The organism is Proteus faecis, assembly GCF_030286765.1.
In the GTDB taxonomy this organism is placed as follows: domain Bacteria; phylum Pseudomonadota; class Gammaproteobacteria; order Enterobacterales; family Enterobacteriaceae; genus Proteus; species Proteus faecis.
In genome coordinates, this window is sequence record NZ_JASVWV010000006.1 from 1 (window position 1) to 22,351 (window position 22,351).

The 22,351-nt window shown below is 39.7% G+C and carries 16 protein-coding genes and 1 pseudogene; 7 read left to right on the plus strand and 10 right to left on the minus strand.

From position 1 onward, the window contains the following. Window positions 1–166 (plus strand): transposase (locus QSH13_RS09475; protein ID WP_249718557.1); only part of this gene is annotated, 166 nt, incomplete at its 5' end. Between the two features lie 73 nt (window positions 167–239). Further along, window positions 240–434, plus strand: a pseudogene (locus QSH13_RS09480) (hydroxyacid dehydrogenase); the annotation flags it as partial. A 184-nt stretch (window positions 435–618) separates the two neighbouring features. Here the strand turns inward: QSH13_RS09480 and QSH13_RS09485 are convergent. The 9 genes from QSH13_RS09485 to yajD form a co-directional block, all read right to left on the minus strand. Further along, the gene (locus QSH13_RS09485; protein ID WP_286039112.1) at window positions 619–981 is read right to left on the minus strand and encodes a YibL family ribosome-associated protein; all 363 of its coding nucleotides are present in this window, start codon (window positions 979–981) and stop codon (window positions 619–621) included. Further along, window positions 953–1,441, minus strand: coding sequence for a VENN motif pre-toxin domain-containing protein (locus QSH13_RS09490; RefSeq protein WP_286039111.1), 489 nt, complete (start codon window positions 1,439–1,441; stop codon window positions 953–955). Before QSH13_RS09490 ends, QSH13_RS09485 begins: the two co-directional genes overlap by 29 nt. Window positions 1,442–1,547: 106 nt before the next feature. Then, on the minus strand, window positions 1,548–1,754 hold the full coding sequence (locus tag QSH13_RS09495) for a MafI family immunity protein (RefSeq protein ID WP_286039110.1): 207 nt from the start codon (window positions 1,752–1,754) through the stop codon (window positions 1,548–1,550). A 103-nt stretch (window positions 1,755–1,857) separates the two neighbouring features. Further along, a complete protein-coding gene (locus QSH13_RS09500) occupies window positions 1,858–2,085 on the minus strand; it encodes a hypothetical protein (protein ID WP_196544850.1) in 228 nt (75 codons plus the stop codon). A 16-nt stretch (window positions 2,086–2,101) separates the two neighbouring features. Continuing rightward, window positions 2,102–2,986, minus strand: a complete 885-nt coding sequence (locus QSH13_RS09505; RefSeq protein ID WP_196544851.1) for a tRNase toxin domain-containing protein — start codon at window positions 2,984–2,986, stop codon at window positions 2,102–2,104. A gap of 231 nt (window positions 2,987–3,217) precedes the next feature. After that, window positions 3,218–3,583 carry a ribonuclease toxin immunity protein CdiI gene (gene cdiI, locus QSH13_RS09510; protein ID WP_109400734.1) on the minus strand — a complete coding sequence of 122 codons (366 nt, stop codon included), beginning with the start codon at window positions 3,581–3,583 and terminating at the stop codon, window positions 3,218–3,220. An 8-nt stretch (window positions 3,584–3,591) separates the two neighbouring features. Continuing rightward, window positions 3,592–14,301, minus strand: a complete 10,710-nt coding sequence (locus QSH13_RS09515; RefSeq protein WP_286039109.1) for a hemagglutinin repeat-containing protein — start codon at window positions 14,299–14,301, stop codon at window positions 3,592–3,594. Between the two features lie 79 nt (window positions 14,302–14,380). After that, window positions 14,381–16,087, minus strand: a complete 1,707-nt coding sequence (locus QSH13_RS09520) for a ShlB/FhaC/HecB family hemolysin secretion/activation protein (RefSeq protein ID WP_286039108.1) — start codon at window positions 16,085–16,087, stop codon at window positions 14,381–14,383. Between the two features lie 687 nt (window positions 16,088–16,774). Beyond that, window positions 16,775–17,122 (minus strand): HNH nuclease YajD, encoded by a 348-nt coding sequence (yajD, locus tag QSH13_RS09525; protein ID WP_069369463.1) that lies wholly within the window; start codon window positions 17,120–17,122, stop codon window positions 16,775–16,777. 185 nt (window positions 17,123–17,307) lie between these two features. Between yajD and QSH13_RS09530 the strand changes: the two genes are divergently transcribed. After that, on the plus strand, window positions 17,308–17,841 hold the full coding sequence (locus QSH13_RS09530) for a DUF2058 domain-containing protein (protein WP_109396008.1): 534 nt from the start codon (window positions 17,308–17,310) through the stop codon (window positions 17,839–17,841). A 103-nt stretch (window positions 17,842–17,944) separates the two neighbouring features. Further along, a complete protein-coding gene (locus tag QSH13_RS09535; protein ID WP_109396007.1) occupies window positions 17,945–18,427 on the plus strand; it encodes a cold-shock protein in 483 nt (160 codons plus the stop codon). Between the two features lie 10 nt (window positions 18,428–18,437). Here QSH13_RS09535 and QSH13_RS09540 read toward each other — a convergent pair whose 3' ends face one another. Then, window positions 18,438–19,145, minus strand: coding sequence for an RluA family pseudouridine synthase (locus QSH13_RS09540; protein WP_286039107.1), 708 nt, complete (start codon window positions 19,143–19,145; stop codon window positions 18,438–18,440). 124 nt (window positions 19,146–19,269) lie between these two features. On the opposite strand from QSH13_RS09540, the gene QSH13_RS09545 reads away from it, so the two are divergent. From QSH13_RS09545 to QSH13_RS09555, 3 genes are all read left to right on the plus strand, one after another. After that, a complete protein-coding gene (locus tag QSH13_RS09545; protein WP_109396005.1) occupies window positions 19,270–19,515 on the plus strand; it encodes a DUF2543 family protein in 246 nt (81 codons plus the stop codon). Window positions 19,516–19,711: 196 nt separating this feature from the next. Continuing rightward, window positions 19,712–20,452: a MurR/RpiR family transcriptional regulator gene (locus tag QSH13_RS09550; RefSeq protein WP_109396004.1), complete on the plus strand. Its 741-nt coding sequence runs from the start codon at window positions 19,712–19,714 to the stop codon at window positions 20,450–20,452. A gap of 333 nt (window positions 20,453–20,785) precedes the next feature. Then, on the plus strand, window positions 20,786–22,342 hold the full coding sequence (locus QSH13_RS09555; protein WP_109396003.1) for a PTS transporter subunit EIIC: 1,557 nt from the start codon (window positions 20,786–20,788) through the stop codon (window positions 22,340–22,342). The last annotated feature ends 9 nt before the right edge of the window (window positions 22,343–22,351 follow it).

Here is a 22,351-nt window from a genome sequence, read left to right on the forward strand (position 1 = left end):
TCTGAAATCAGTATCGTCGCGCCTGCTCCGGCAGCAAAACACACATTTACGGATGCAAAGTAAAACGGGGCTTTTGTGGTCGAGATCGTACTTTGTCTGTAGCACCGGAGGGGCAACGATTGAAACGTTCAGAGCCTACGTTCAGAGTCAGTCAACGTCTGATTGATCTTTAAAGCCCTGCGGGCTTTTCGCCTTATATCCCCGCCCGCATTGGGCGAGAGTTTACGGCGTTTTTCGCTAAGCTGGATCAGTTTTTAAGTTTCAACGATCGTGAAGTATTACAAGGCGCTGGTGGAATGAGTAAGAAAGCCGCAGATGAAAAAGCCAAAGAGATATTTGATATCTATGCTTAAAAGCGTCGTCAATTAAAAGAGGCAGAAGGGGCGAGGGCGAATATTGCTGCGCTGAAAGATTTGCTGAAAAGAGGTAGGTAAAAAAGGAGTTATTCTATTCTTTTTTATATTAACTCCAATTGTCAGGATCAGCTCTGTGCCAGAAGTGGAGATAGTAAATATTGAAGGCTAATTATTTACTGATGGTTCATAACAATGAAAAGTATATTAAGAACCAGCCAGTATTAGTGGGTCATTATAGGTTTTAGGTGGATTAATTTTCTAACTAAAAATCAGTCTTAGAAAAACCGGTCATACCATCCAATCCCATTTCGCGACCTAATGCCGTCATTGGATGGACAATGATCAGTCCTCGCACTGCTTTTTTCAGTTTGCCAATATCCGCTTGTTCTCTCTTAGTGATGATGCGTTTGAATGGCATACCCACCAACTTCTGTACTTCTTTGCTTAGTTTTTTGTTACGCACTTCTTTCAGATGAACGATTTCAGTTTCCAGTGCCGCTTTTTCTTTCTCAAACTCTGCGTATTTTTCTGCTTCTTCCGTCAGTGAGATATTTGCCATTTTGTGGCGAATAAGGTCTAAACGGTCGCTAAGAAGTTTAATTTGTGTTTTTTCGATTTCTTTCATTATTAATAACCGTGAATAAATTTCTTGCCGGCAAGTATACACCATTCTGTGTAAGAGAGTGAAAAGGGACTCTAGTTGGCTGAGCGGGAATAAATTTCTTATTAAGGAAAACTCCATTACTGGTTGATATTCCTCCGGCAAGTTGGCTTAATGCGCTGACTTGCTGTTTTTCGCTTTCAGTAAGTTCGCTGATTGCTTTATTAGGGTAGAGGTTTGAGGCGATAACTCTAGCGGCTAATTCACCGCCACCAGCGCCTAAACCTCCAGCCACAGCCGATTGATTATTCAGCTCGGCGGTCACTGCGCCTAAAATTGTATGTGCTAGAGCATTTGCGGCGATATTCACTTCACCATTAACGGTAGTCAATTTTTTGATTTCAGTGGCGAGATAAGGTGATGCCCCACTGGCTAATGCACCAGCAAGATTATTGCCGGATAATGCGGTTAATGCACCTGTCACCGCTTGTGCCGCATTTAAGGTGATTTCGTTTTGGCTTCCTTCAATGGCAATATCACCACTATGTTGTGCTTTGTTTTTCCTGTCGCTGTAATAGCAATATCAACTGCTATAGATATTCCTCCGATGTTATGGGGATGTTATATTCACTGATATGGTCACAAATAGTTTCAAATGCTAGGCCTTTTTCATCATATTCTATGTAATTAATTGCATCTTGTAATAACTCAGCATCTAAGCGATCAAAAAAAAGTGTTCTGGCTATTCTCAACGAGTTAAGCCTTACCGAGCAGCATATTGATGGCCTGCTCAGCACGATGTATGAACAGAAGCAGGCACGGCCTAAGCTGTGATTTAACCGCTAGATTAAGGCTAGATCCTAGCCGTTAACTGGTATCTTTTATTGTTTATCTAGCTACTTAGCCTAACGCCTCCAACTGTAAAAGACGTTCCTTTGCTTTTTCTATTAGTTGTAAAAATTCGTTATAGTCAAAGGTAAAAATATTTTCTGGATCAGGGTAAATAATTATATTTACTGATTTTCTATCCTCAGATAAACATATCTCTGCAAACTGAACCCGATTAAATGATAATTCGGCATAGAGATCGTCTCTGTTCATTGAACTACCAACACTATATTCTAACATTACATCCTCCTATATTTTATGGCTCTCTAAACCCGATTAGCTTGCTGCCATCCTCATTAAATCTCAACGCTCTACCATCAGGTGCTGTAGCCTCAATGACTTTGATCCGCTGCTTATTTTCAGTGATATATCGAGATTCTATTTTTGTTCCTGGTGTTGTCAAAATGTCATTAACAATATTCTGTGCTTCCTTATTCAAGGTTGCTGCTTTCTGATCTGTATAGGTGTATACACTACCTTCCCGACCACCGTGTTTTTGTAAAGCACGTCCAGCATCGGTCAGGCCATTTCTGTTTGCTGAAGCAGCCGCTTGGCTAAGTTGATCGACGTTAGGTAGTGCATTATTTGCAGCATTATTCGCTTGTTCTGCGCCTGCTGAACCACTCGTTCCCTTTCCAGTAATTACCTTATTCACAATTTCTGGCGTAACTTCAACACCATCTTTTTTAGCGACAGCCTGTAAAGAGGCAAGTTCAACGAGTTGTTCTTTTGTCAGTTTAGCCGTAACGCCAGCCGTACCTGTAATCGCGATACCTGCGGGAGCCGCCTCTGCACCTAATGTTTCAATAATGAAGGTGCCCACTTCATTTGCACAAAGTACAGGGTTCGTCAAACAACCTGCGGCAGCTGTATCTGCAACAACAATTAGAGCATTAGCCCCCAAGCCAGATACTAATGCTAATTTTAACGCACTATCAACGGCTTGACCGCGAATACAAGCATCTCCTGAAGGATTGCTTGAACAAGACATCATATCGCTGACATGGGCTTGAGCAAACTTAACTTGCCCATCTTCAGTACCCCCCATCAGGTTATTCTCAACCGCATTTTTCCCTGTTTGTGCGGCGGTAACAGCACCTTCTATATAAAGGTGTCTGTTTAAAAGTTGTCTTTGTTTGATATAGGCGCTATCTGTTTGCTACAGACACAGTGTGATTTTTAGTTAAATGGCGTTGATGTAAAAACACTGACAGTTAAAGAAGAAGTGGTCAAACGAACTGGGATTTGAGGTGGGTAGGCACTACACCCTCACTCGCCAAGCCAGACGGTTGATTATCCAGTTGGCTGAGGAGTGATGTAGATGTGGATAAAGAAGACCCCTAACTATTATTAGCATCTTTCTTCTATTTTATTACATTGGCATTTTTGATAGTAAGTTATTTATACTCGTCTGAGCTTCAGGGTGAAGTTTTAAATACTTTTCACAGGCTAATCTGACGTAATGATAACAAGTTTCTTCAGTTACAATGACGGTATCTTCTTCTGTTGGAGGATACCCAATAGCAAACTCAACACCTTCAAAATGTTCAGTTTCATCATAATTATCCATGTCAGGGAAATGACAATATGCTCCATCTGTATTTAGTGCTCCTCTTTGAGAGAGTAATTCTATAGCTTTCAAAAAATCACCATCCTCATACATACGATCAAAATATGATGCAACAATAATATTTACACCGTTATCAATATCATGTTGATTAAAAAGCTCTTTTATCATATTACCTCTTAATTAGGATGAAAGTTTTTTACAATTCCCGTTGATTTATCGACATATATTCTAAAGGTAACACCATCAACTGTTGCATTAGCTTGACCACTTTTACTTGCCATCGCATCTTTATAACCTTTAGCTGCCGCCTGTTGTCCTAAATCTAGCATTTTTTGGTCGGTATAGATTTTCGGGTCATAAACTGTTTTCTTAAATGGCTCCGCGCCACTACCCTTATAGTTACCAGTTAAATTTCCTGCTGCATCCTTTGTCGGTATCCTATACTCAATTTGAGTAATCCCTTTCACGCCTGTAGGCGTTTCACTAATAATCTGTAAACCTTTGTCTTTGGCTGCGCTATAAAACACATCTGCGTTATGAGCACCTGAAACCCCTGCTTTTTGGGTAAATTTATCCATTGTTGCCAAATGTTTCGGTAATTCTATTTGAAAGTGTATACCGTCAGGAAATGTAACTGCCACAGTTACATCTTTTCCATAAGGCAATGAGTTCCCATCAGACTTACCATTAGGATGCTTAACATCAATCACTTTACCTGTATCTTTAAAGCGATATTGACCTATTCCTGCATCCCAACTTGGAATTTCCTTACCGCTTTTTGCAAATGCTAAATAAACTTTCGCTGCCACAAATTGAAGTGTTTTCGCTTCTGTTGTTGGTGGTGTGTTGCTTAATATTTCAGCAGCTTTTTCAGGTGTCATTTCCTGCTGTGTTAAAAATACATCAAGCGGAATACCTGTCAAATTACCCCACGCGATTAAAATTCCAAGTGCTGGATCTTGCCCCTCTGGGTGTGTTCCTTTTACTGCTTTCGTTAAGGCTGCATTGATTTCATCTATACTGTTATCATTTTGTGCCATTGAAATCGCTAATGATGATACGGATTGCCCGTAACTAGCCATACCCGGTGGTAGATCTTTGGGTTTGAAAAAATTATTCTCAACCGCATTTTTCCCTGTTTGTGCGGCGGTAATAGCACCTTCTATATTACCGGTTGATATTCCGCCCGCAAGCCCGGCGGCGAGTTGGCTTAATGCGCTGACTTGCTGTTTTTCGTTTTCAGTAAGTTCGCTGATTGTTTTATTAGGGTAGAGGTTTGAGGCGATAACTCTAGCGGCTAATTCACCGCCGCCAGCGCCTAAACCGCCAGCTACAGCCGATTGATTATTCAGCTCGGCAGTCACTGCGCCTAAAATCGTATGCGCTAACGCATTCGCGGCGATATTGACTTCACCATCGACTGTAGTCCGTTCCTTGATTTCAGTGGCGAGATAAGGTGATGCCCCACTGGCTAATGCACCAGCAAGATTATTGCCAGATAATGCGGTTAATGTCCCCGTCACCGCTTGGGCGGCTTTTTGTAAATCACTGCCTGTACCAAAGCGTTCCATCGCGTGGTTGTACTCTTTGGTTTCACGCAGCTCATTCACACTCAAGTTTGGATGTTTTGCTTGTGCTTGTTTTAAGCCCACGATATCCCCTTGGGTGCGAATAATATCCATCGCCTGATTGCCGATTTCGCCAATTAGCTGGGCTTGTTTTAAGCGATTTTGCTCTTTATCTTTATCAAAGATCGGGTTGATACTGCCGTCATTGGCATGTTCAGTATCGCGGCTTAATTGGGTGATATTTTGGGTTTGATTGTCGGTATCACGAATAAGCCATTTACCATCAGAAACCGCGGTTTTGGTTGTGCCTTGCGCATTATCTTGGTTATTCGCGTTCGATAGTAATCCACCGACCATGTTATTCAGCAGATCTTTGCCTACAGGTCCACCGGTACTCATTGAGACACCACTGTGTGAGGCTTCAAACTCGGCTTTATTGTGGATATCGTTCCAGCCTAACGTGCCCGTTTCAAGGCTGTTTTTGTCTTTATCGGCAGTTGATGCAATCACTGCGCCATCAAGCTGAGTATGCTCTTTTACCTTAACATCAAAGCCCTCTTTGCCAGCAAACAGCCCAGTTTGCTCTTTAACGCTGTCGTAATTGCTGTGTAGCTTGTCTTTACTCGCACTAAAATTAAGGGTTGGATTACCAGAGCCGAGAGTATAACCGCCGCCAAGGCTAATATTTTGCTGTTTGGCATCATAATGGTCGCGATCTTGCTGACTTTCTAGGGTGAGATTACGCCCCACATTAGCCGTGATCTGTTCACCGCTGACTTGTGCCCCTTTAAGCGTTGTATCGCGCTCGCTGGTAAGATTCACTTGCTTACCGGCATTTAAGGTGGTTTCTGTGTGAGTGACGCCATTGCTATTCTCGCGACCTTTACCGGCATTTACGCTAGCTGAAAGATTAACACCAGCACCGCCTTCACCTACGCCTAAGCCAACCCCTACACTGCCGCCTTTGCTGCTATTTTTGCTTTGAGTGCTTTCACTATTTTGCGCAGATGAGAGATGGATATCTTGTGCCGCATTTAAGGTGATTTCGTTACCTGCTTTAAGTTGGCTTCCTTCAATGGCAATATCACCGCTGGTTTTCTCTTTATTTTTACCTGTGGCGGTAATTGAGAGGTTTTGCCCTGCATTGAGTGTACTGCCTTGAGAAACGGCACTTTCAGTGTGTGTCTCGCTTTTCGAAGATTGGCTACCATAAGAGACGCTCACACCAATGGTATTTGTCGCGCCTTTTTCAGCGCCGTCATCACCGGCTTTCACACCTGTTTCTGCATTTTTCGCGGCGGCGGCTTGTGAAGTTAAACTGTCTTGTTGATAAGCAAGTCCTGCTTGCACACCAGAGAGTGCGGCTTTAGTCCCTTGTAGTGCACTTAAGCGACCATCGCTCTCTTTTCTCGCTTGTTGTGCGGTACTCACCGCCGTATTGAGTGCACTGCCTACGGTGCCTGATAACGCTACACTTAAGCCACTTTGTTTCGACTCAAAGGTCTCTTCACGGGTACGTTTATCAAAACCGGGGTCGATTTGAACGCTATCACCCGTCAAATTGATCTCTTTATTGGCGACAATATCAGCACCACCAATATGCAATTTATCATTGGCGGTAATATTGACATTACCTTGGGTACTGCCAATGGTGCTGGCGCTTTGGCTTTGTGTGGTACCTTGTTCATCGACTTGATGACGAGAAGATTGCTGACCGATGGTGAAACCAATACCGCCATTACTAAAGACACCCCTGCGCTTTTTCTCTTCCAGTAAGTAATGCGAATCCGTTTCTGTTGCTGCAACAATATCTACATTATTGCCCGCTTTTAGCGTGACATCATTTTCTGCCACAACGGAAGAGCCGCTAACTTGAATATCCTTACCTGCATTGATATTGACTTGTTCACCACTGATAACGCTACCTTGTTCGCGTGTAACGTGGTTATGTTGGACAATGTGGGTACTGCTTGAGCTTAAAAAGCCTTTGCTATTTGAATGTTGTTCTAGAAACTCACTCTGTGTTTCTGTTGCGCTATTAAGGGTGATATTTTGTTTAGCTGTTAAATCAATTGCCCCCTTTTCACTGTGCAGTGTACTGCCTGTAACATTGATATCATGCTTATGTGCGACAATATCGACACCTTGTTGCCCACTAAACGTGCTACCAGTAACACTATTTTGCGAGGTTTCAACCACACGGTCACTACGTTTACTGCCACTGTTAACTTGCTCGTTATCTTGATCTTCAAGATGCTGATTTGCTGCATGAATATCAATATGCTGCGCGTTAATACTGATTTTGCTCTCTTGACTATCAACTTGAGCACCTTGTGTTGTGAGTGCATTACCTGCATTTAATATCACCCCTTTATCGCCACTTAAGGTGCTTAATAGCAGACGTTCTTCTTCGCGAGTATTGCTAACAGAAGAGGTACTACTATTGGCTTCAAGATGCGTTTTGGTGATGGTGCTATCGGCAATAATATTGAGACTATCGCCAGCATTGACGGTAAGTTGTTCACTCGCTTTGGCTTGGCTACCTTGCAAGGTGATATCTTTTCCTGCGGTTAAATTGAGATCACCACCAGCATTAAGTTCGCTGCCTTGAGCGCGTTGCCATTCACCACTTATTTGGGCGAGACGGTGTTCTCCTGCTGGTTCTATTCCGTCACTGGTGCGATTACCCATTGCGCCGGAAATCACACTAATTTCCCCTGAATGCGTACTTCTTGCGGTGGTGATGGCTAAATTATCACGGGCATTGAGATTGATATCGTTTAATGCATCCAGTTTTGCGCCTTGTAGCTGAATATCATTGCCTTTTAACGAAATATTGCTGCCACTTAATGACGCTTGGCGTAAGGCGTCTTGTAAATGGGTACTCAGTGTAATGCTATCAGCTTGAATATTAATGTTTTCTGCATGAATATCGCCACCTTGATGTGCAAATTGTTTGGCATCAATGTCGATGCCTTTATTTGCCAGTAGTTGCCCAGCATTATTCACGCTATTGGCAGAAAGATGTAAATTATTACCACTGACAATGGCACCACTGCTGAGTAAGTTTAAGGTTTTATTTGCTAAGTATACTTTTGGTACTAACACCGTTTGTGAGCCTTGTGCGGTATCCACCGATTCACTGACTAACCAAACGATATCTTGTTGTAATGCCGCAATTTGTTCAGGCGTTAATGACACTCCGGGGCGTAAATTAAAATCACTGGCGACGTTAGCACCATTGTTCATTAAGAATTGATACTGCGTCATCGCATCCCCTTCATAAAGAGAAGGGCGTCCAGTTAATTTTAAAACCTGTTCACGAACAAGGCGTTGTTCGTAGGCTCCATCACCTAATCGTTTATGCACTTGAGAAGGTGAATAATCCACACGAGAGAGCAGATAATCACTACTAATAAATTTACTGCGGCGAGTAAAACGCTCATCAGTAACAATTAAGAATGGGCTATCTGGCGATAAATGTTGTCGAAAGAGTCCGTTATTGGGGATCTCGGTGGCGATATTGCCTAAATGTTGTTTTTCAGTCAGTGCAATTTCAGCAGGTAAAAGAGGGCGTTCGAGTGGTGAGGTTGCATCAGAATGAGTTAACGTTGTTTTATCGCTGACAATAAAATCAGTATTCACTTCCTGTTTATTTGCCCCCTCGATCTGAAAGGCGAGGGGATTATGTGCAAATTCAGCACGTTGCGCATCTACTGCTTTTAATGCGGCTTCAATGTCATTAATTTGTGCCGCATTAACCGTGGTGTTGGTAATGGAAATGCCTTTGATGGTGACATTACCATTTCCTGAAATAACGCTATCAATGGGAGTTAATGCGGTGGTTTCATCATGATCAAATGAAGGGTACCAATGATTTCCACTAATATCATAATGATCAACAATCTTTTCTTGGCGATGTTCATTAACGGAATAGGCTTTGTTCTCAAGTTTTCCGCTACCTTCAATGGATTGATTCCCCGTTGAAATAATTGTACTCGCATCATTGAAAAGCACCTCAGAAACATTCACTTTCATCTTTCCACCGGAAAGAATACGAGCTTCGATGCCTTCAGAAATCAATTTATCGCGAGTGGCGGTTCCAAATACGGTTCGTTCTCTTAAGCCGCTATAGTCACTAACATAAAGAAGATTATCGATATCAAGGTGTTGTTCAGGAGCCCAAATTTCATTGTAGCCACGATTGTGCTCACGCCACACCGTATTATGGTAAGGGGTTGGTGTATTTTTCTGGCGGTTAGCATGACCTCGTGTTTCATAGAAAGTCATGGCATAACTACCATCACTGTTGGGTTTTAACGCGAGATAGTTGACCCAAATATCAGTCAATTGCCCCTTATTGTTTTTAACCCTAACTTGCGCTCGTTTATTATTTGGGTCAATTTCAAGTAGCGTACCATATGGGTTGTCGATAGCAGCTTGCTCATTTTTAAAAGTGAGTTGTTGAGTCGTTGGTGCCATTTGGCGACTATCGTTATGATGCTCAACTTCAAAAGAGCGCCAATAATAGTTATAACGATGCCAACGGTAATGACTGGTTTCAGCTTCTCGCTCAATACTTAAGCCTTCACGTAAGTTATTTAGTTGCTTCGCACTAAGCGAAATATCACCTTCGGCTTCTATCACACTTGCTTTATTTTCAATCAGTACGCTTGATAGTGATAATTTGTCACCACTGTAAATCATCGCACCGCTATGATTAGTTATGCTGTCGCGCGCTGTTAAATCCGACGATTGTGTCATGGCGATAACGGCATCTTTTCCTTTGTTATCGATAACGTTCGCGTTGATCACTGCGTTATCGCCCATTAAGGTTGCCGTGTTATCCAACCGATTTATCTTAAAAGCAAAATCATCTGCTTCAAGACGTCCGGTGTTGCGCGCAATATCGCTTGTGAGAGTAAGCGCTTTACTGACGAGTGAGCCTTGGTTGGTAAACTGTGCGCTCTTTATTGTTAACTCACTGGGTAGTAACCAGTGGGTTAAGTTTGTAAAAGCGCCTGTAATAGAAAGGGAGAGTGAATGATTACTACTTAGTATATCGCCAGCTCGTTGTATATAGTCTTGTGCCGCAGTCAGTGTTAATGCATTTTGACTTTGTAAGGTTCCACCTTGATTATCGATGGTCTGCGTATTAACCGTGAGTTTATTACCACTTTGGATTACACCTTGTTGATTTAATAAAACTAATGGTGAAGTGAAAGGAGGATTTTTGGCATTAATCTCAATGCTGTCATTGGCTAAAATATTCCCTTGTTGGTTATCAAGCGAAGTCAGATTTATCAGTGATAACCGGTCGTTACTTTGTAGTCGTCCTTGTGTGTTATCGATGTTTTTTGCAGAAATCTCATTTCGAGTTGTGCCCCAAATCAAACCATTATCACGGTTGTTTAACGTATCTGTAGTGAGATTTAATATTCCTTGGCTACTTAAGATGCCGTTATTGTGGTTATCAAATTGGGTTGTTTTAATATTTAGCGCTTGTGTTGAAACTAATTGCCCTTGCTGATTTTGTACTTGGGAAGCGTGAATTGATTGATGTTGATGACTTCTAATTTTACCAAGGGTGTTATTCAATAAACCCGATAAGGTTAGGGTAATAGCCTGTTGACTATCAATTGACCCCGATTGATTTTGTAGTGATTTTGCCGTTAATAAGAGAGCGTCTGCGCTTTGTAATTTTCCTTGGCGATTATCTAGTTCATTTTCAACCAGAAGCTGCATCTGTTTTTGGCTATACAGCAAGCCTTGCAGTGAATTATCGATATTTTTTGCAAGTAATGTCAGTGTATTTCCAGTTAACCATTGCCCTGATTGATTGAGGATAGAATCAATTTTACTTTGAGGCAGTTCACCTCGTGCATTAATCGCTTTTTGTGCACTGATTTTGCCTTGTGTATTGTTAATATTATTTGCAATACGCAAATCAATATTATCGTTGGATTGGAAAATACCGTTGTTATTATTAAAGATATTACCTGTTAAATTCGTTGCTTTTTGGCTTTGAATTTGCCCAGCTTGGTTATTAAAAATAGCTGTTTTAGCAGACCAACTGCCCAAACTGCCTATCCAACCTTTTATATTAAGAATATTAGCCGCTTGTAAGTATTGTGATGATTGGCTAAAAAGGCGGCCTTGACGATTATCCAGTTGATTAACCAACTGAATATCTAACTGATTTAATGCATTTATCTCACCTTGAGTGTTAATAACATTATTTGCCTTAATTAAGGTATTTTCATGACTAGTGAGTTTACCGTCTTGGTTGAGTAAATCGTTTTTTAACCAGAGTTGTAATGCTTTTAGGCTAACAATATTACCTTGTTGTTGATTGGTTAATTGACCGCCCTTGAAGGTTAAAGCGCCATGACTGTGTACTATCCCGTTATTGTTATTAAATTGGCTGGTTTCAGCGCCTTGCCAATCTAATGTTTGCTGCGCGGTGATTTTACCTGCGGTATTAATTACATTGCCGTCAGTATTTAAGGTGAGAGCATCTGCTGATTGTAAATATCCCTCTGTATTATCAAGCGTATTAGCGTGAGCTACTACCTGACTTTCAGCTTGTGTAACACCGCGTTGGTTATTCCAAATGCCGTGCGTTTTTGCCATGAGATGTTGACCTGCTTCAAGCAAGCCAAGGGTATTATTGATGGATTGATGAGAGGTCAACTCAAGGTTTTGAGTCGCAACAAGTTTACCTTGCTGATTGGCTAATTGGTTTGTCGTAATAACAAGTGATTTAGCGCTAATTTCGCCAGTTTGGTTATCGAGTTTTTCTTGGCTATTTAGTGTGATTTGTTGCCCAGCAAGTATTTTTCCTTGGCTATTTTGAAGATTTTGGGCTTCAATTTTGGCATTGCCACCACTTTGTAAAATACCTTGTTGATTATTAATATCGCCGCTATTGGTAAGAGACAGATCTTTATTCGTCAGTATTGTGCCAAGTGTATTATCAAGCGACTTATTTGCCGTGATATCGAGCTTCTCTTGCCCAATGATCTTTCCAGCAATATTACGGATGGTGTTGGCTTGAAGCGAAAGTGTTTTTGCACTGATATTGCCTTTATCAGACATTAACGTCTCCGTTGTTAATGCCATATTTTTACTAGAAAGTAGTTGTCCTTCTTGGTTATCGATATTTTTTGCGAAGAGATTAAATAAATTTTCACTTTGGATCGTTCCTTTTTTATTATTCAAATCGCCTTGTGTGGATAAGGTTAATGCTTTACCTGCTGCGATAATGCCTTGGCTATTATTCAGTGCTTTTGTGGTTGAAAGCGTAAGTGCGTCTTGGCTAACTAATTGTCCTTGAGTGTTATTTAGTGAGCCTGTTTTAATCTCGACTTGGCGACTATTGATCGTACCTAATTGGTTATTAATTATATTATTGGTATTTAAAACCAACTCATGACCTGAAAGTAAGCGACCTTTTTGATTATCAATGCCTGATTTTGTTGTTAGCGTTAATTCCGATTGGCTTTTAATGTCACCTGATTGGTTATTAATAGTATTCGCATCGAGAGTAAGTGCGCCATTATTACCTAATATGCCCTGCTGATTATTGAGTTCACCCTGAAATTGCCAATGTTGTTTTGCGCTATTAAGTGTAACTAAACGGCCGTTTTGATTATGTAGACTGCCAGCATTGAGTTTTAATTGATAGGCTTCAATGCTGCCCTCGGTATTATCCAGTTGTCCGCGTAATGCTAAACCACTTTCGCTTTTTCCCGTTTGTGTCCAAATTCCTTTTTGGTTAAAGAGATTATTGGTATTGATATCCCAGTTTTGGGTTTTAATTTGTGCCTGTCGAGACGAGATATCTCCTGTTGCTACAATATTTGTTTTATTGGTGTCAATTTGCGTGTTATTTAAACGCACGTCACCTTGTGTGGCATTCAGTGTTAACGTCGATGCCGCAATTTGGCTTTGACTTAAATCGACATTCTTCGCTGTTGCATTAATCTCTTTTTTACTGAGCAAATGACCATTAGCGCGAATATTATTTTCACTGCTTAAGGTAAGGTTGGCATCTTGGTTGATTTGGCTATTTAGATTGCTGCCAGCAAGTAAATTACCTTGTGTCTGTATCTCTTTTTTAGCGGTTAAGGTGACATCTCGCGCTGCGGCTAGTGTGCCTGATTGAATAAGCGCACCTGCTTGGCTTTCAACATGTAATGCACCACCGCTATGTAATTTACCTTGGTGTGTCATATCACCTTTTGCCAATAACATGATATTGCTACCTGCTTGGGTGATGGCTTCTTGTGCTTTAGTCGATTGCCAAACTAATTGTCCATTACTGGTAACGGTTAAGGTTTTATCGGCTTGCAAGTGACCTGCTTGATTGCGAACACCAACGCCATCTTCAGTACCCACCATGCGAATTTGACCGCTGTACATTCCCCCCATTTGTCCCATATCAATGGCAAATTCCGGTTGAATGTTGCTGTCTTTATTTTCTTTATTATTCAGTGCGGTAGCTTTATTTTGTGCATCGATATTATTGCGACCGGCAACGACATCAATTTTTTCTTTTGCCCATACTCCGGCATTGATTTCTACTGCTCTCGCTAATAAATCCACATATTGAGTATCATGGCGGCTATCACCATTTAAGCCACCCCCCTCAATGCGGATCACGCCTCGTTCAACTTGGTAACCCACTAGACTTCCGTCACTATCGAGCTGGGGTTTACCTGTTGTTAAGGTCATTCTTCCTGCATTGATGGTGCCACAGCCATTACAAATAATGCCTGCTGGGTTGGCAACAATCACTTGTGCTTTACTACCAGCAACTTCAAGAAAACCTTTTATCTGGCTAGGATTATTACTGTTAATTTCGTTGAGAATGACACGAGCAGGGGCTGTATTGGAATTTAAATTAGGATTTCCTTGGATCATGCCTGCGGTTTGTGTTGACGTCATTACCACAGAGTTATTTAAGATTGCCCCTTTTTGCTCAACATCAAATTGACGGTATTGGTTATGAGATATGCCTGCACTATTGGGGGCAACAATATTGACTTGTTGTAGACCATTTTGCGTATTAATAACATCAGGACGTTGATTTTGAGGTGCTCGATTATCGGCAATAATACCATCAGCCAATGCACTATTGCTGCCTAAAACTAGCCATAATAACAATATGGTGCGACGTAGTGTTACCCATAAACGTACACCTTGGGAGCCCCTTGTTTGTCCTGCTTCAGCACTACAACTTTTGGTTAATTCTGAAACAACACGTAATTCCCCATGGGTACGGCTGAAGATAAGGCGATAACAATGCTTATTCATAAATAATACCTTTAAAATCAACAATCCAAAAAAAAGAGAAAGGATTAGTTAAACCAAGGGAATAACTGCCACAGAAAGACTAAATCTCTACATTAAGAGTAAAACCAGTGGTCGCACCTGAAGTATGGAACCCTTCGGGTTTATAAAGTGGTGTACCCACAAAAACGTCATAACTTATTCGAGACCATAGTGAGCCGCGTAAACCCAATGCTGTACCCGCTAATTGGTGTCCCACGAGGTAGCGTGTGTTTTGTCCTTCAACTCGACCATAGTCGATACCTAAATAGAGCTCTTGTCCTTGAGAAAACAGGTTCCACGCAATGTCATTGCGCCAAAGCAGGGCTTTTTCACCCGATAGGTTTTGCTCGCCATCAAAACCGCGCACGGTATAACGCCCACCAATCGCCATGCGGTCTTGTGGCGTTAACGCGTGTTGACTCCATTGACCACGTAATGAGGTGTTCCAGCGCCAAGGCTGCTTACCCAAAGAAAAAGGCTGATTAAAATTGATATCACCTAAAAACAGACCTGTTCTTGCACTGCCGCTATCAGTTGCTTCTTCTGGTGCGGGCAATGCATGAAATGCCGCTGTACCTCGACGCCAGTTAATGTTGGTATCTAATGTAGAAGTACCGAAGTAACTGCGTTGATTGAGCCCAATTTCCCATCCCGCGGTACGACGATGTTGTTGGTCAATATCAATCTCATTGACGGCATTGGTCGAATGTTTACGATAAGCACGTATATTCAGGGTGGTTTTATGAAATTGATTACGGAATAGCAGTCGTGACACCGTAAATTGTGCATTGTCACTTTTGCCGCTATAACGAAGTACTTCATTAGCGTTAGGAATATTTTGGTGATAGGTATAATGGTTATAATTTGCGGAAAATGACCAATATCCTACGGGAATAAAATAATTAAACGTATATGAGCGATTACCAAAAGGACCATGATCAAAGTAATCTTTACTGATATTGGCATAGAACAGATCGTTTTGAGAGAAAGGTGCATCAATGGCCAATGTCGCCGAACCTAAATAACGGCCAGTGCTTTTTGAACCGCTATCATCTAACCCCAAACTTAGCCGTACAGGGCGCTGTTCTTGCCAACTCACCACTAAATCACTGGTGGCATCTTCTTTGCCGGGGACAATTTGAATATTTGCTGTGACATTCGGTACCCGTTTAAAATTTTCCAGCCCTTGTTCAATATCACGTAAGTTAATAATATTGCCTGATGATGTGGGGATCGCATTCCATAAACGAGCACGCCACGAGACATTATCTTCAAAACGAATGGTATCAATACGACCGGGTTGTAGTGTGAGCGTTAAATGACCTTGTGTAAGATCTTGCTCTTGTACCATAACTCGAGTGGTGACATAGCCTTTTGATAATATTTCATTTTGAATTTTGTTCACGACTAACAAAATACCCTGTCCACCAAGGCAATGATCTTTAGCGTCATTTACCGCTTTTAGTGCCCATTGGAAATCATGAGAAGCTTCGCCTTCAAGCGTAAGGGTATTAATCAAAAAACAGGGTTTTTCATTAAGAGGGTAGTCAGGAAGTTCGATATCTGAGTGAGAAAGGCGAGTATCAACATTGGGTCTATTTTGCTGTTGTAATATTTGTTCACGTTCTTGTTGGCGCTGTTGTTCTCGAACATCAATCGACACGGCTTGTTCTGCCGGTGTAGGGGAAGTATATGGCTCTGCAATTAACGGAATAGATAAAAAATAAAAAAAGAACAGTCCCAATTTTAAATAACGTTGTTTATTCATTGTTTGAATAACTTCCTAATAATGCTAATTGTTAGCCAATAGTTTTATATATCAAGCAGTAATGAAATGGTGATGTTATTTATCGCTAATATATAAGAAGTAATGCCATAAATATTTAAAATAATAACTTAATTAGATTTTCCTTGGTTTTAATTTAGCTAAGTGAGTATGAAGAAATCAAGGTAATTTTGTATTGATTTGAAATTTTGAGATTTATTATATTGCTAATGAGTTTAAATTTATCTTATTGTTTTCTTATAAGTTAATAAACTATTTAAATAGTTTTCTTTTATGGTGTTCATAATTAATTGCACTTATTATTAATTTATTTAAGAAGTTATATAGAAATATTGAGATGTGATCCAATTAATATAAAGAAAACAAAGGTTTTTTTGATGTAGAGTGATTGGTTTTCTATTTAATAAATTGATTGTGTTTTCTAATGAAAATAACTCTTTAATGGTATTGGTTATCTGGTTATTTAAATGAATTTAATTTGCCAATTATTTTTTAATAAAATGAGTGTTAAAAACTTCATTATGATAATTAAATATGGATAAAATGTTGAGTGCTAGAATATAGGAAGGCTTACTGAAATAGATCAGTAAAAAGAGGAGCCTTACTATTTTTATTATATTCACTAAATCAACAGCGTTATTTTTATATTATTTGCAGATATTACTAATACTATTTTTTCTTATTGAGCATCGACTTTAAATCAGCAAAAGGATTATAGGTTGCTGCACCAATATCATCTTGTGCATCTTCACCGGCGATAACGGTTGTGCCGTATTGGTCTGCTTCGGTGTATTTAGAGTGTTCATGATCATGGCAAAATAGACACAATAACTCCCAGTTACTGCCGTCTTCTGGATTATTGGTATGGTCGTGATCAATATGATGAACGGTTAGTTCACGTAAGTTCGAGTAGACAAACTCGCGCGCACAACGTCCGCATACCCATGGGTAGATTTTCAGTGCTTTTTCACGGTAACCACTTTCTAAACGTGCATAGTTTTTTGGGATCAGAGCCATTGTTAGTATTACCTGTTATAAGAGAAGATTTGGTGATAGTTTTTCCAATATACTCTAAATACATGGATAGGTTCAAATCTCACAAGGCCTATTTTTTCTAATAAACCACCAATCTTACAATCTGATGCACTCTTGGAAATTACAGGTATAATTTCAAAAATGATTGAGCAAATTTAGGCATAAAAATGGCAAAACTTACCTTACAAGAGCAGATGTTAAAAGCAGGGCTTGTGACTAGTAAAAAAATGGCAAAAGTCCAAAGAACGGCAAAAAAATCACGTGTTCAAGCGCGAGAAGCAAGAGAAGCCGTAGAAGAAAATAAAAAAGCCCAACTTGAGCGCGATAAACTGCTTAGTGAACAACAAAAACAAGCAGCTTTATCTAAAGAATATAAAGCGCAAGTTAAGCAACTGATTGAGATGAATAGAATTACGCCAGCAAAAGGTGATATTGATTTTAACTTCACTGACAATAATGTGATTAAAAACATCGTGGTGGATAAACTGACACAATCTCAATTGATTAGTGGGCGTCTTGCCATTGCTCGTCTGGATAGTGTAGGTAAAATGGAATACGCAATTATTCCAGCAAGTGTAGCGGATAAAATTACACAAAGAGATGTGGACTGTATCTTGTTAAATAACGCGCTTAGCGAGACAGAACAAGATGAAGACGATCCTTATGCTGATTTTAAAATCCCAGATGATTTGATGTGGTAATAAGCAAAGTGCTTATTCGCTCACAGGCATAGTCTGTATAAGCATTGTGCTTTATACTGCATCAGGAAATTTTTGTAGATAAATGACTAAGTAGGCGATAATAATGGCAATGAACGGAATAATCACAAAGTGGTTTGAAGATAAAGGTTTTGGATTTATTAAAGATGAAAACGGTGATAACCGTTATTTTCATGTGATTAAAGTTGCCAACCCTGCTTTGATAAAGACAGATGCAAACGTCACGTTTGAACCAACCACAAATACTAAAGGCCTATCTGCTTACGCTGTGAAAGTGATCCCTGATAGCAAGTATGTTTATATTGCTGGTGAGCGAATTAAGTTAACATCCATTAAATCATTTCGAATTTATAGTGAGGAAGTATCTGCTGATACGCATATCAATAAAGAAAACACTGTACTTTCTGTCGGTACTTTAATGAATAGCATCAGACCTAAATCAGCGGATAATGCCAATAATATGCGCACGTTGAGAAAACTTGCGATCACCACAATGCACGGAACAGAAATTGTTTTTACTGAAGATGAACTTGATATCGATGAAACAGTAAAAGCGCTTAAACTGTAAATCTTGTTATTTAAAACGGGCTCTCACTGCACGCTTTTATTGGCACTTGGCTAATGGGGTGAATAAAATGAAGTTCACTTGCATGAAGCATAAGTCGTTGAGTCCGTTTAGTTTCTTTAATTAAACCTCCGTCATACTCATCATATAAATCACAACCTAAAATAGGATGCCCGATAAACTGGCTGTGAATACGAAGTTGATGAGTTCTCCCTGTTTCAGGCGTGAATTGTACGCGTGTTAAAGGCAATAATGTTCCATCTTCTAATGTATGATAAAAACGCTCAATAACCTGATAACGAGAGCGTGCAGGCTTGCCATTAACAGGGCAAATCGACATACGCGGAAACAGAGCCGGATCTTTTGCTATTGGCGCATCGATTATTCCTTCATTCTCATCTATATGTCCACACAGTAGTGCGTTGTATACTTTGGTTACAGTACGCTGGCTAAATTGCTGACACAAAAGAGCATTGATTGACTTATTGCGTGCCACAACCATTAACCCAGATGTGCCAAAATCAAGTCGATGAACAAGAGTACATTCAGGAAATAGCTTCACTAATCGATAATGTACTGAGTCGATATTTTGTGGATTTTTTCCTGATAAGCTCAATAGCCCTGTCGGTTTATTGATAAGTATTAAGTGCTCGTCTTGATAAAGGATCTCGATTTCATCATGGCAAGGTGGGGCAATAAAAGTATCGATAATCGTAGACATCAGCTTATCCGCAAAAAAGAAGAGAGTGGATGATAGCGAATTTTAGGTTATCAGGCGAATGTAGAGATATACTCTTATTAATTTAAGTATGACGAATATAAACGTTAATTCTTGGGAACAACTTATGAACAATGAAATTCACTTTAAATATTATGATATGGTTGAAGAGTATGCAATGGAATCGATAGAGCCTGTTGCGAAGACAGAAGAAGATGCGCTTGCTCTCTATTTCCAGTTGCTACTCACCCGATTAATGAATAATGAAGAGATTAGTGAGAGCGCTCAGCAAGAGATGGCAGAAGAAGCGGGTATTGATAAAAAACGCATTGATGATATCGCCATGTTTCTTAATCGTTGGGGTAATGAATAACACGTATTGGGTTCATTAAATATGGGCCCAATATTATCCTATTTCACAAATTATCACTCTGCTCCTACATAACTGTATGATTTAACGTATACTCATTATGCACTTTATTTCACATAAACTCGCAGAAAGAACAGAACTGCTTTTTTGATGTTAGTTGTTTTCATAGAATGCTTTAGATGAATTTATTGGGTGAGATATGCTGGATTTTTTAAAAAATTATGACAATTTAACGATCAGCGAAAAAAAAGTATTAAAATATCTCACCGATAATATTGCGGATATTCCGTATTTAAATATTAATGATCTGGTCGCCAAAACCTTTGTATCAAAAACGGTGATCATTAATTTATCGCAAAAATTAGGATTTAGTGGATTTAAAGAGCTTAAATTCCAAATTAATAATTATATTTTGACCAGAAATAAAGTCGAAAAGACTAATGTGGCGTCTTATAAAAAACAGTTAGAAAAAAACATTCATAAAACATTTACCTTAATTAACGAAGAACAAATTCAGGAGTGTGCAAAAACCTTACGCCATTCTAGGAATATTTTTATTGTTGCAAGAGGCACAAGCAAAGCCGTAGGGTATTATCTTGAACACCTATTGTTTGCATTAGGTCTACATTGCTTTTTTATTAATGATTACAACTTATCTGACTCGTTTACGCGTCTTGTTAATGAAGATGACACGGTTATCTTTATCTCCCTTTCTGGGGGAACCAAGAAAATCATTGAGACAGCAAAAATTGTGCAGTTAAAAGATGCCAATATCATTAGCATGACAGCATTTAATACTAATGAATTAACTAGTTACGCAACACATGCTCTATTTTGTTTTGCAGATAATCATGATACAAAAAAAGATGATACCAAATCCCGCATTGGCTTTTTTATGCTGGTAGATTTATTAATTAATGAGCTGGAAAATCTACTTTAAAAAGAGATAACATCATCTATATGATTTATTAAATCCTCTTTTAATTATTAAAGCGTGAATAGTATTAATATATCCCGTTAGAATAATCATCATTTATTCTAAAATAGTCTTTCTTTTCAATCTTACTTCTCTGTTCTCAAATAAATATTATTTAATAGAATAAAATCATTTATTCATCATTATTGATTAATTTGAACATTAATAAAAAGACCTAAGTCATAAGTTGTGACCTGAGATAATATTTAAAACCAGCGCGTCATTCATTTCCTATAATCCCTAAGATAGAGTACCTCGGTAATTCTTTTATATTCGAGAAGTCATAAGGAAAAAAATATGGCCAGGAAAAAGTTCAGCGAATCTATTCAGCGCTTTGGTAGAACTCTACTTCTACCTATCGGCGTATTGGCACCTATTGGTATGATCTTAGGGATCAGCGGTGCTTTAGTTCAGTCTTATATGATTGCACGCTTTCCTTTTTTAGGGAATGAAACAGTCAATGCTTTATTAGTGAGTATCCGTTCTATTGCTGGTGTTGTGTTTGACAATATACCTCTCTTATTTGCAATGGGTGTGGCGTATGGTATGAGCCACAAAGATAAGGGGATCGCGGTCTTTGCCTCCGTTGTCGGCTATTTAACCTTGATAAGTACTATCAATATCTGGCTGGTATTGACTGGAAAACTTGCTGATCCTGCGATTATGACACAGGTGGGGCAAATCAAGGTACTTGGTATACAAACCATGAATATCAGTGCCGCGGGAGGAATTATCACGGGATTAATTGCCGCATGGGCAACGGATAAATTCTATAACCTTGAATTACCAACGGCATTTGCCTTTTTCTCAGGGAAAAAATCTGTCGCCATTATTATGGTCGGACTGATGATTGGCGTAGGAGCATTATTGCCATTTATTTGGGAAGTCTTAGTCATGGGCTTAACTAAGCTCTCGGCTGTCTTCTTAAGTCCTGTAGGACCGTTCTTTACCGCAGGTGGTGAGCGTCTATTTATCCCATTTGGTTTACACCACGTCTGGAACGTTTTATTTAGATTTACCGAAGCGGGTGGTTCTTATGTGATTGATGGGCAAACCTATGTAGGTGTTGTTCCAGCAATGACAGAAGTGTTATTTAACCAAGGACCAAGTAGTGAATATTGGGCAATGATGCCAAGCCTGACACGTTTTATGGCTCAGCAGCAGATGCTAGTGACACTGTTCCTGTTCCCTGCAATTGCATTAGCGATTTATAAAACTTCGAAAAAAGAGAATCGTGCTGAAGTTAAGTCGATGCTGGTAACGATGGTCTTAACTGCCATGTTAGGTAACGTCACAGAACCTCTTGAATTTACCTTCGTCTTTATCGCACCGTTACTTTATTTAATTTATGCGATTATCGTCGGTATTGGTGCCGTTCTGCTCTCTTTTGCGGGTGTAGCGATCGGTTATATCCGAGGCACAGTCTTTGACTTCACTATCTTTGGTTTACTGTACGAACACACTAACTGGATCTTCTTAGTGCTGATTGGTAGCGGACTGGCTGTTGTGACCTACTTCATTTTCTACTGGGCTATCGTCAAATTTGATATCAAAACGCCAGGTAGAGAAGAATCAAGCAATATGAAAAATACGCTAATCAAAGAAAAACGTTATGGCGAAATTGCAGAAATTTTAATCCAAGCGTTAGGTGGCAAACAAAATATTCGTAATGTTGATAACTGTATTACACGATTACGTATCGATATTAATGAAGTTAATCAAATAGATAAAGAATTAATGTTGGAGTCTGGATGTACAGCATTCTTCTTTCCGGCAGCAAACCATGTCCATGTCGTTTATGGCCCTAAAGTCGAATTTGTTCGCAATGCTGTTGATGAAGCAATGAAGAAATAAAAGGATACA

What these genes read in the sequence shown, in the direction of transcription:
- QSH13_RS09485 (WP_286039112.1), bottom strand. Translation starts at nt 981, where the DNA reads ATGAAAGAAATCGAAAAAACACAAATTAAACTTCTTAGCGACCGTTTA.
- QSH13_RS09500 (WP_196544850.1), bottom strand. Translation starts at nt 2,085, where the DNA reads ATGTTAGAATATAGTGTTGGTAGTTCAATGAACAGAGACGATCTCTAT.
- cdiI (WP_109400734.1), bottom strand. Translation starts at nt 3,583, where the DNA reads ATGATAAAAGAGCTTTTTAATCAACATGATATTGATAACGGTGTAAAT.
- QSH13_RS09515 (WP_286039109.1), bottom strand. Translation starts at nt 14,301, where the DNA reads ATGAATAAGCATTGTTATCGCCTTATCTTCAGCCGTACCCATGGGGAA.
- QSH13_RS09520 (WP_286039108.1), bottom strand. Translation starts at nt 16,087, where the DNA reads ATGAATAAACAACGTTATTTAAAATTGGGACTGTTCTTTTTTTATTTT.
- yajD (WP_069369463.1), bottom strand. Translation starts at nt 17,122, where the DNA reads ATGGCTCTGATCCCAAAAAACTATGCACGTTTAGAAAGTGGTTACCGT.
- QSH13_RS09530 (WP_109396008.1), top strand. Translation starts at nt 17,308, where the DNA reads ATGGCAAAACTTACCTTACAAGAGCAGATGTTAAAAGCAGGGCTTGTG.
- QSH13_RS09535 (WP_109396007.1), top strand. Translation starts at nt 17,945, where the DNA reads ATGGCAATGAACGGAATAATCACAAAGTGGTTTGAAGATAAAGGTTTT.
- QSH13_RS09540 (WP_286039107.1), bottom strand. Translation starts at nt 19,145, where the DNA reads ATGTCTACGATTATCGATACTTTTATTGCCCCACCTTGCCATGATGAA.
- QSH13_RS09545 (WP_109396005.1), top strand. Translation starts at nt 19,270, where the DNA reads ATGAACAATGAAATTCACTTTAAATATTATGATATGGTTGAAGAGTAT.
- QSH13_RS09550 (WP_109396004.1), top strand. Translation starts at nt 19,712, where the DNA reads ATGCTGGATTTTTTAAAAAATTATGACAATTTAACGATCAGCGAAAAA.
- QSH13_RS09555 (WP_109396003.1), top strand. Translation starts at nt 20,786, where the DNA reads ATGGCCAGGAAAAAGTTCAGCGAATCTATTCAGCGCTTTGGTAGAACT.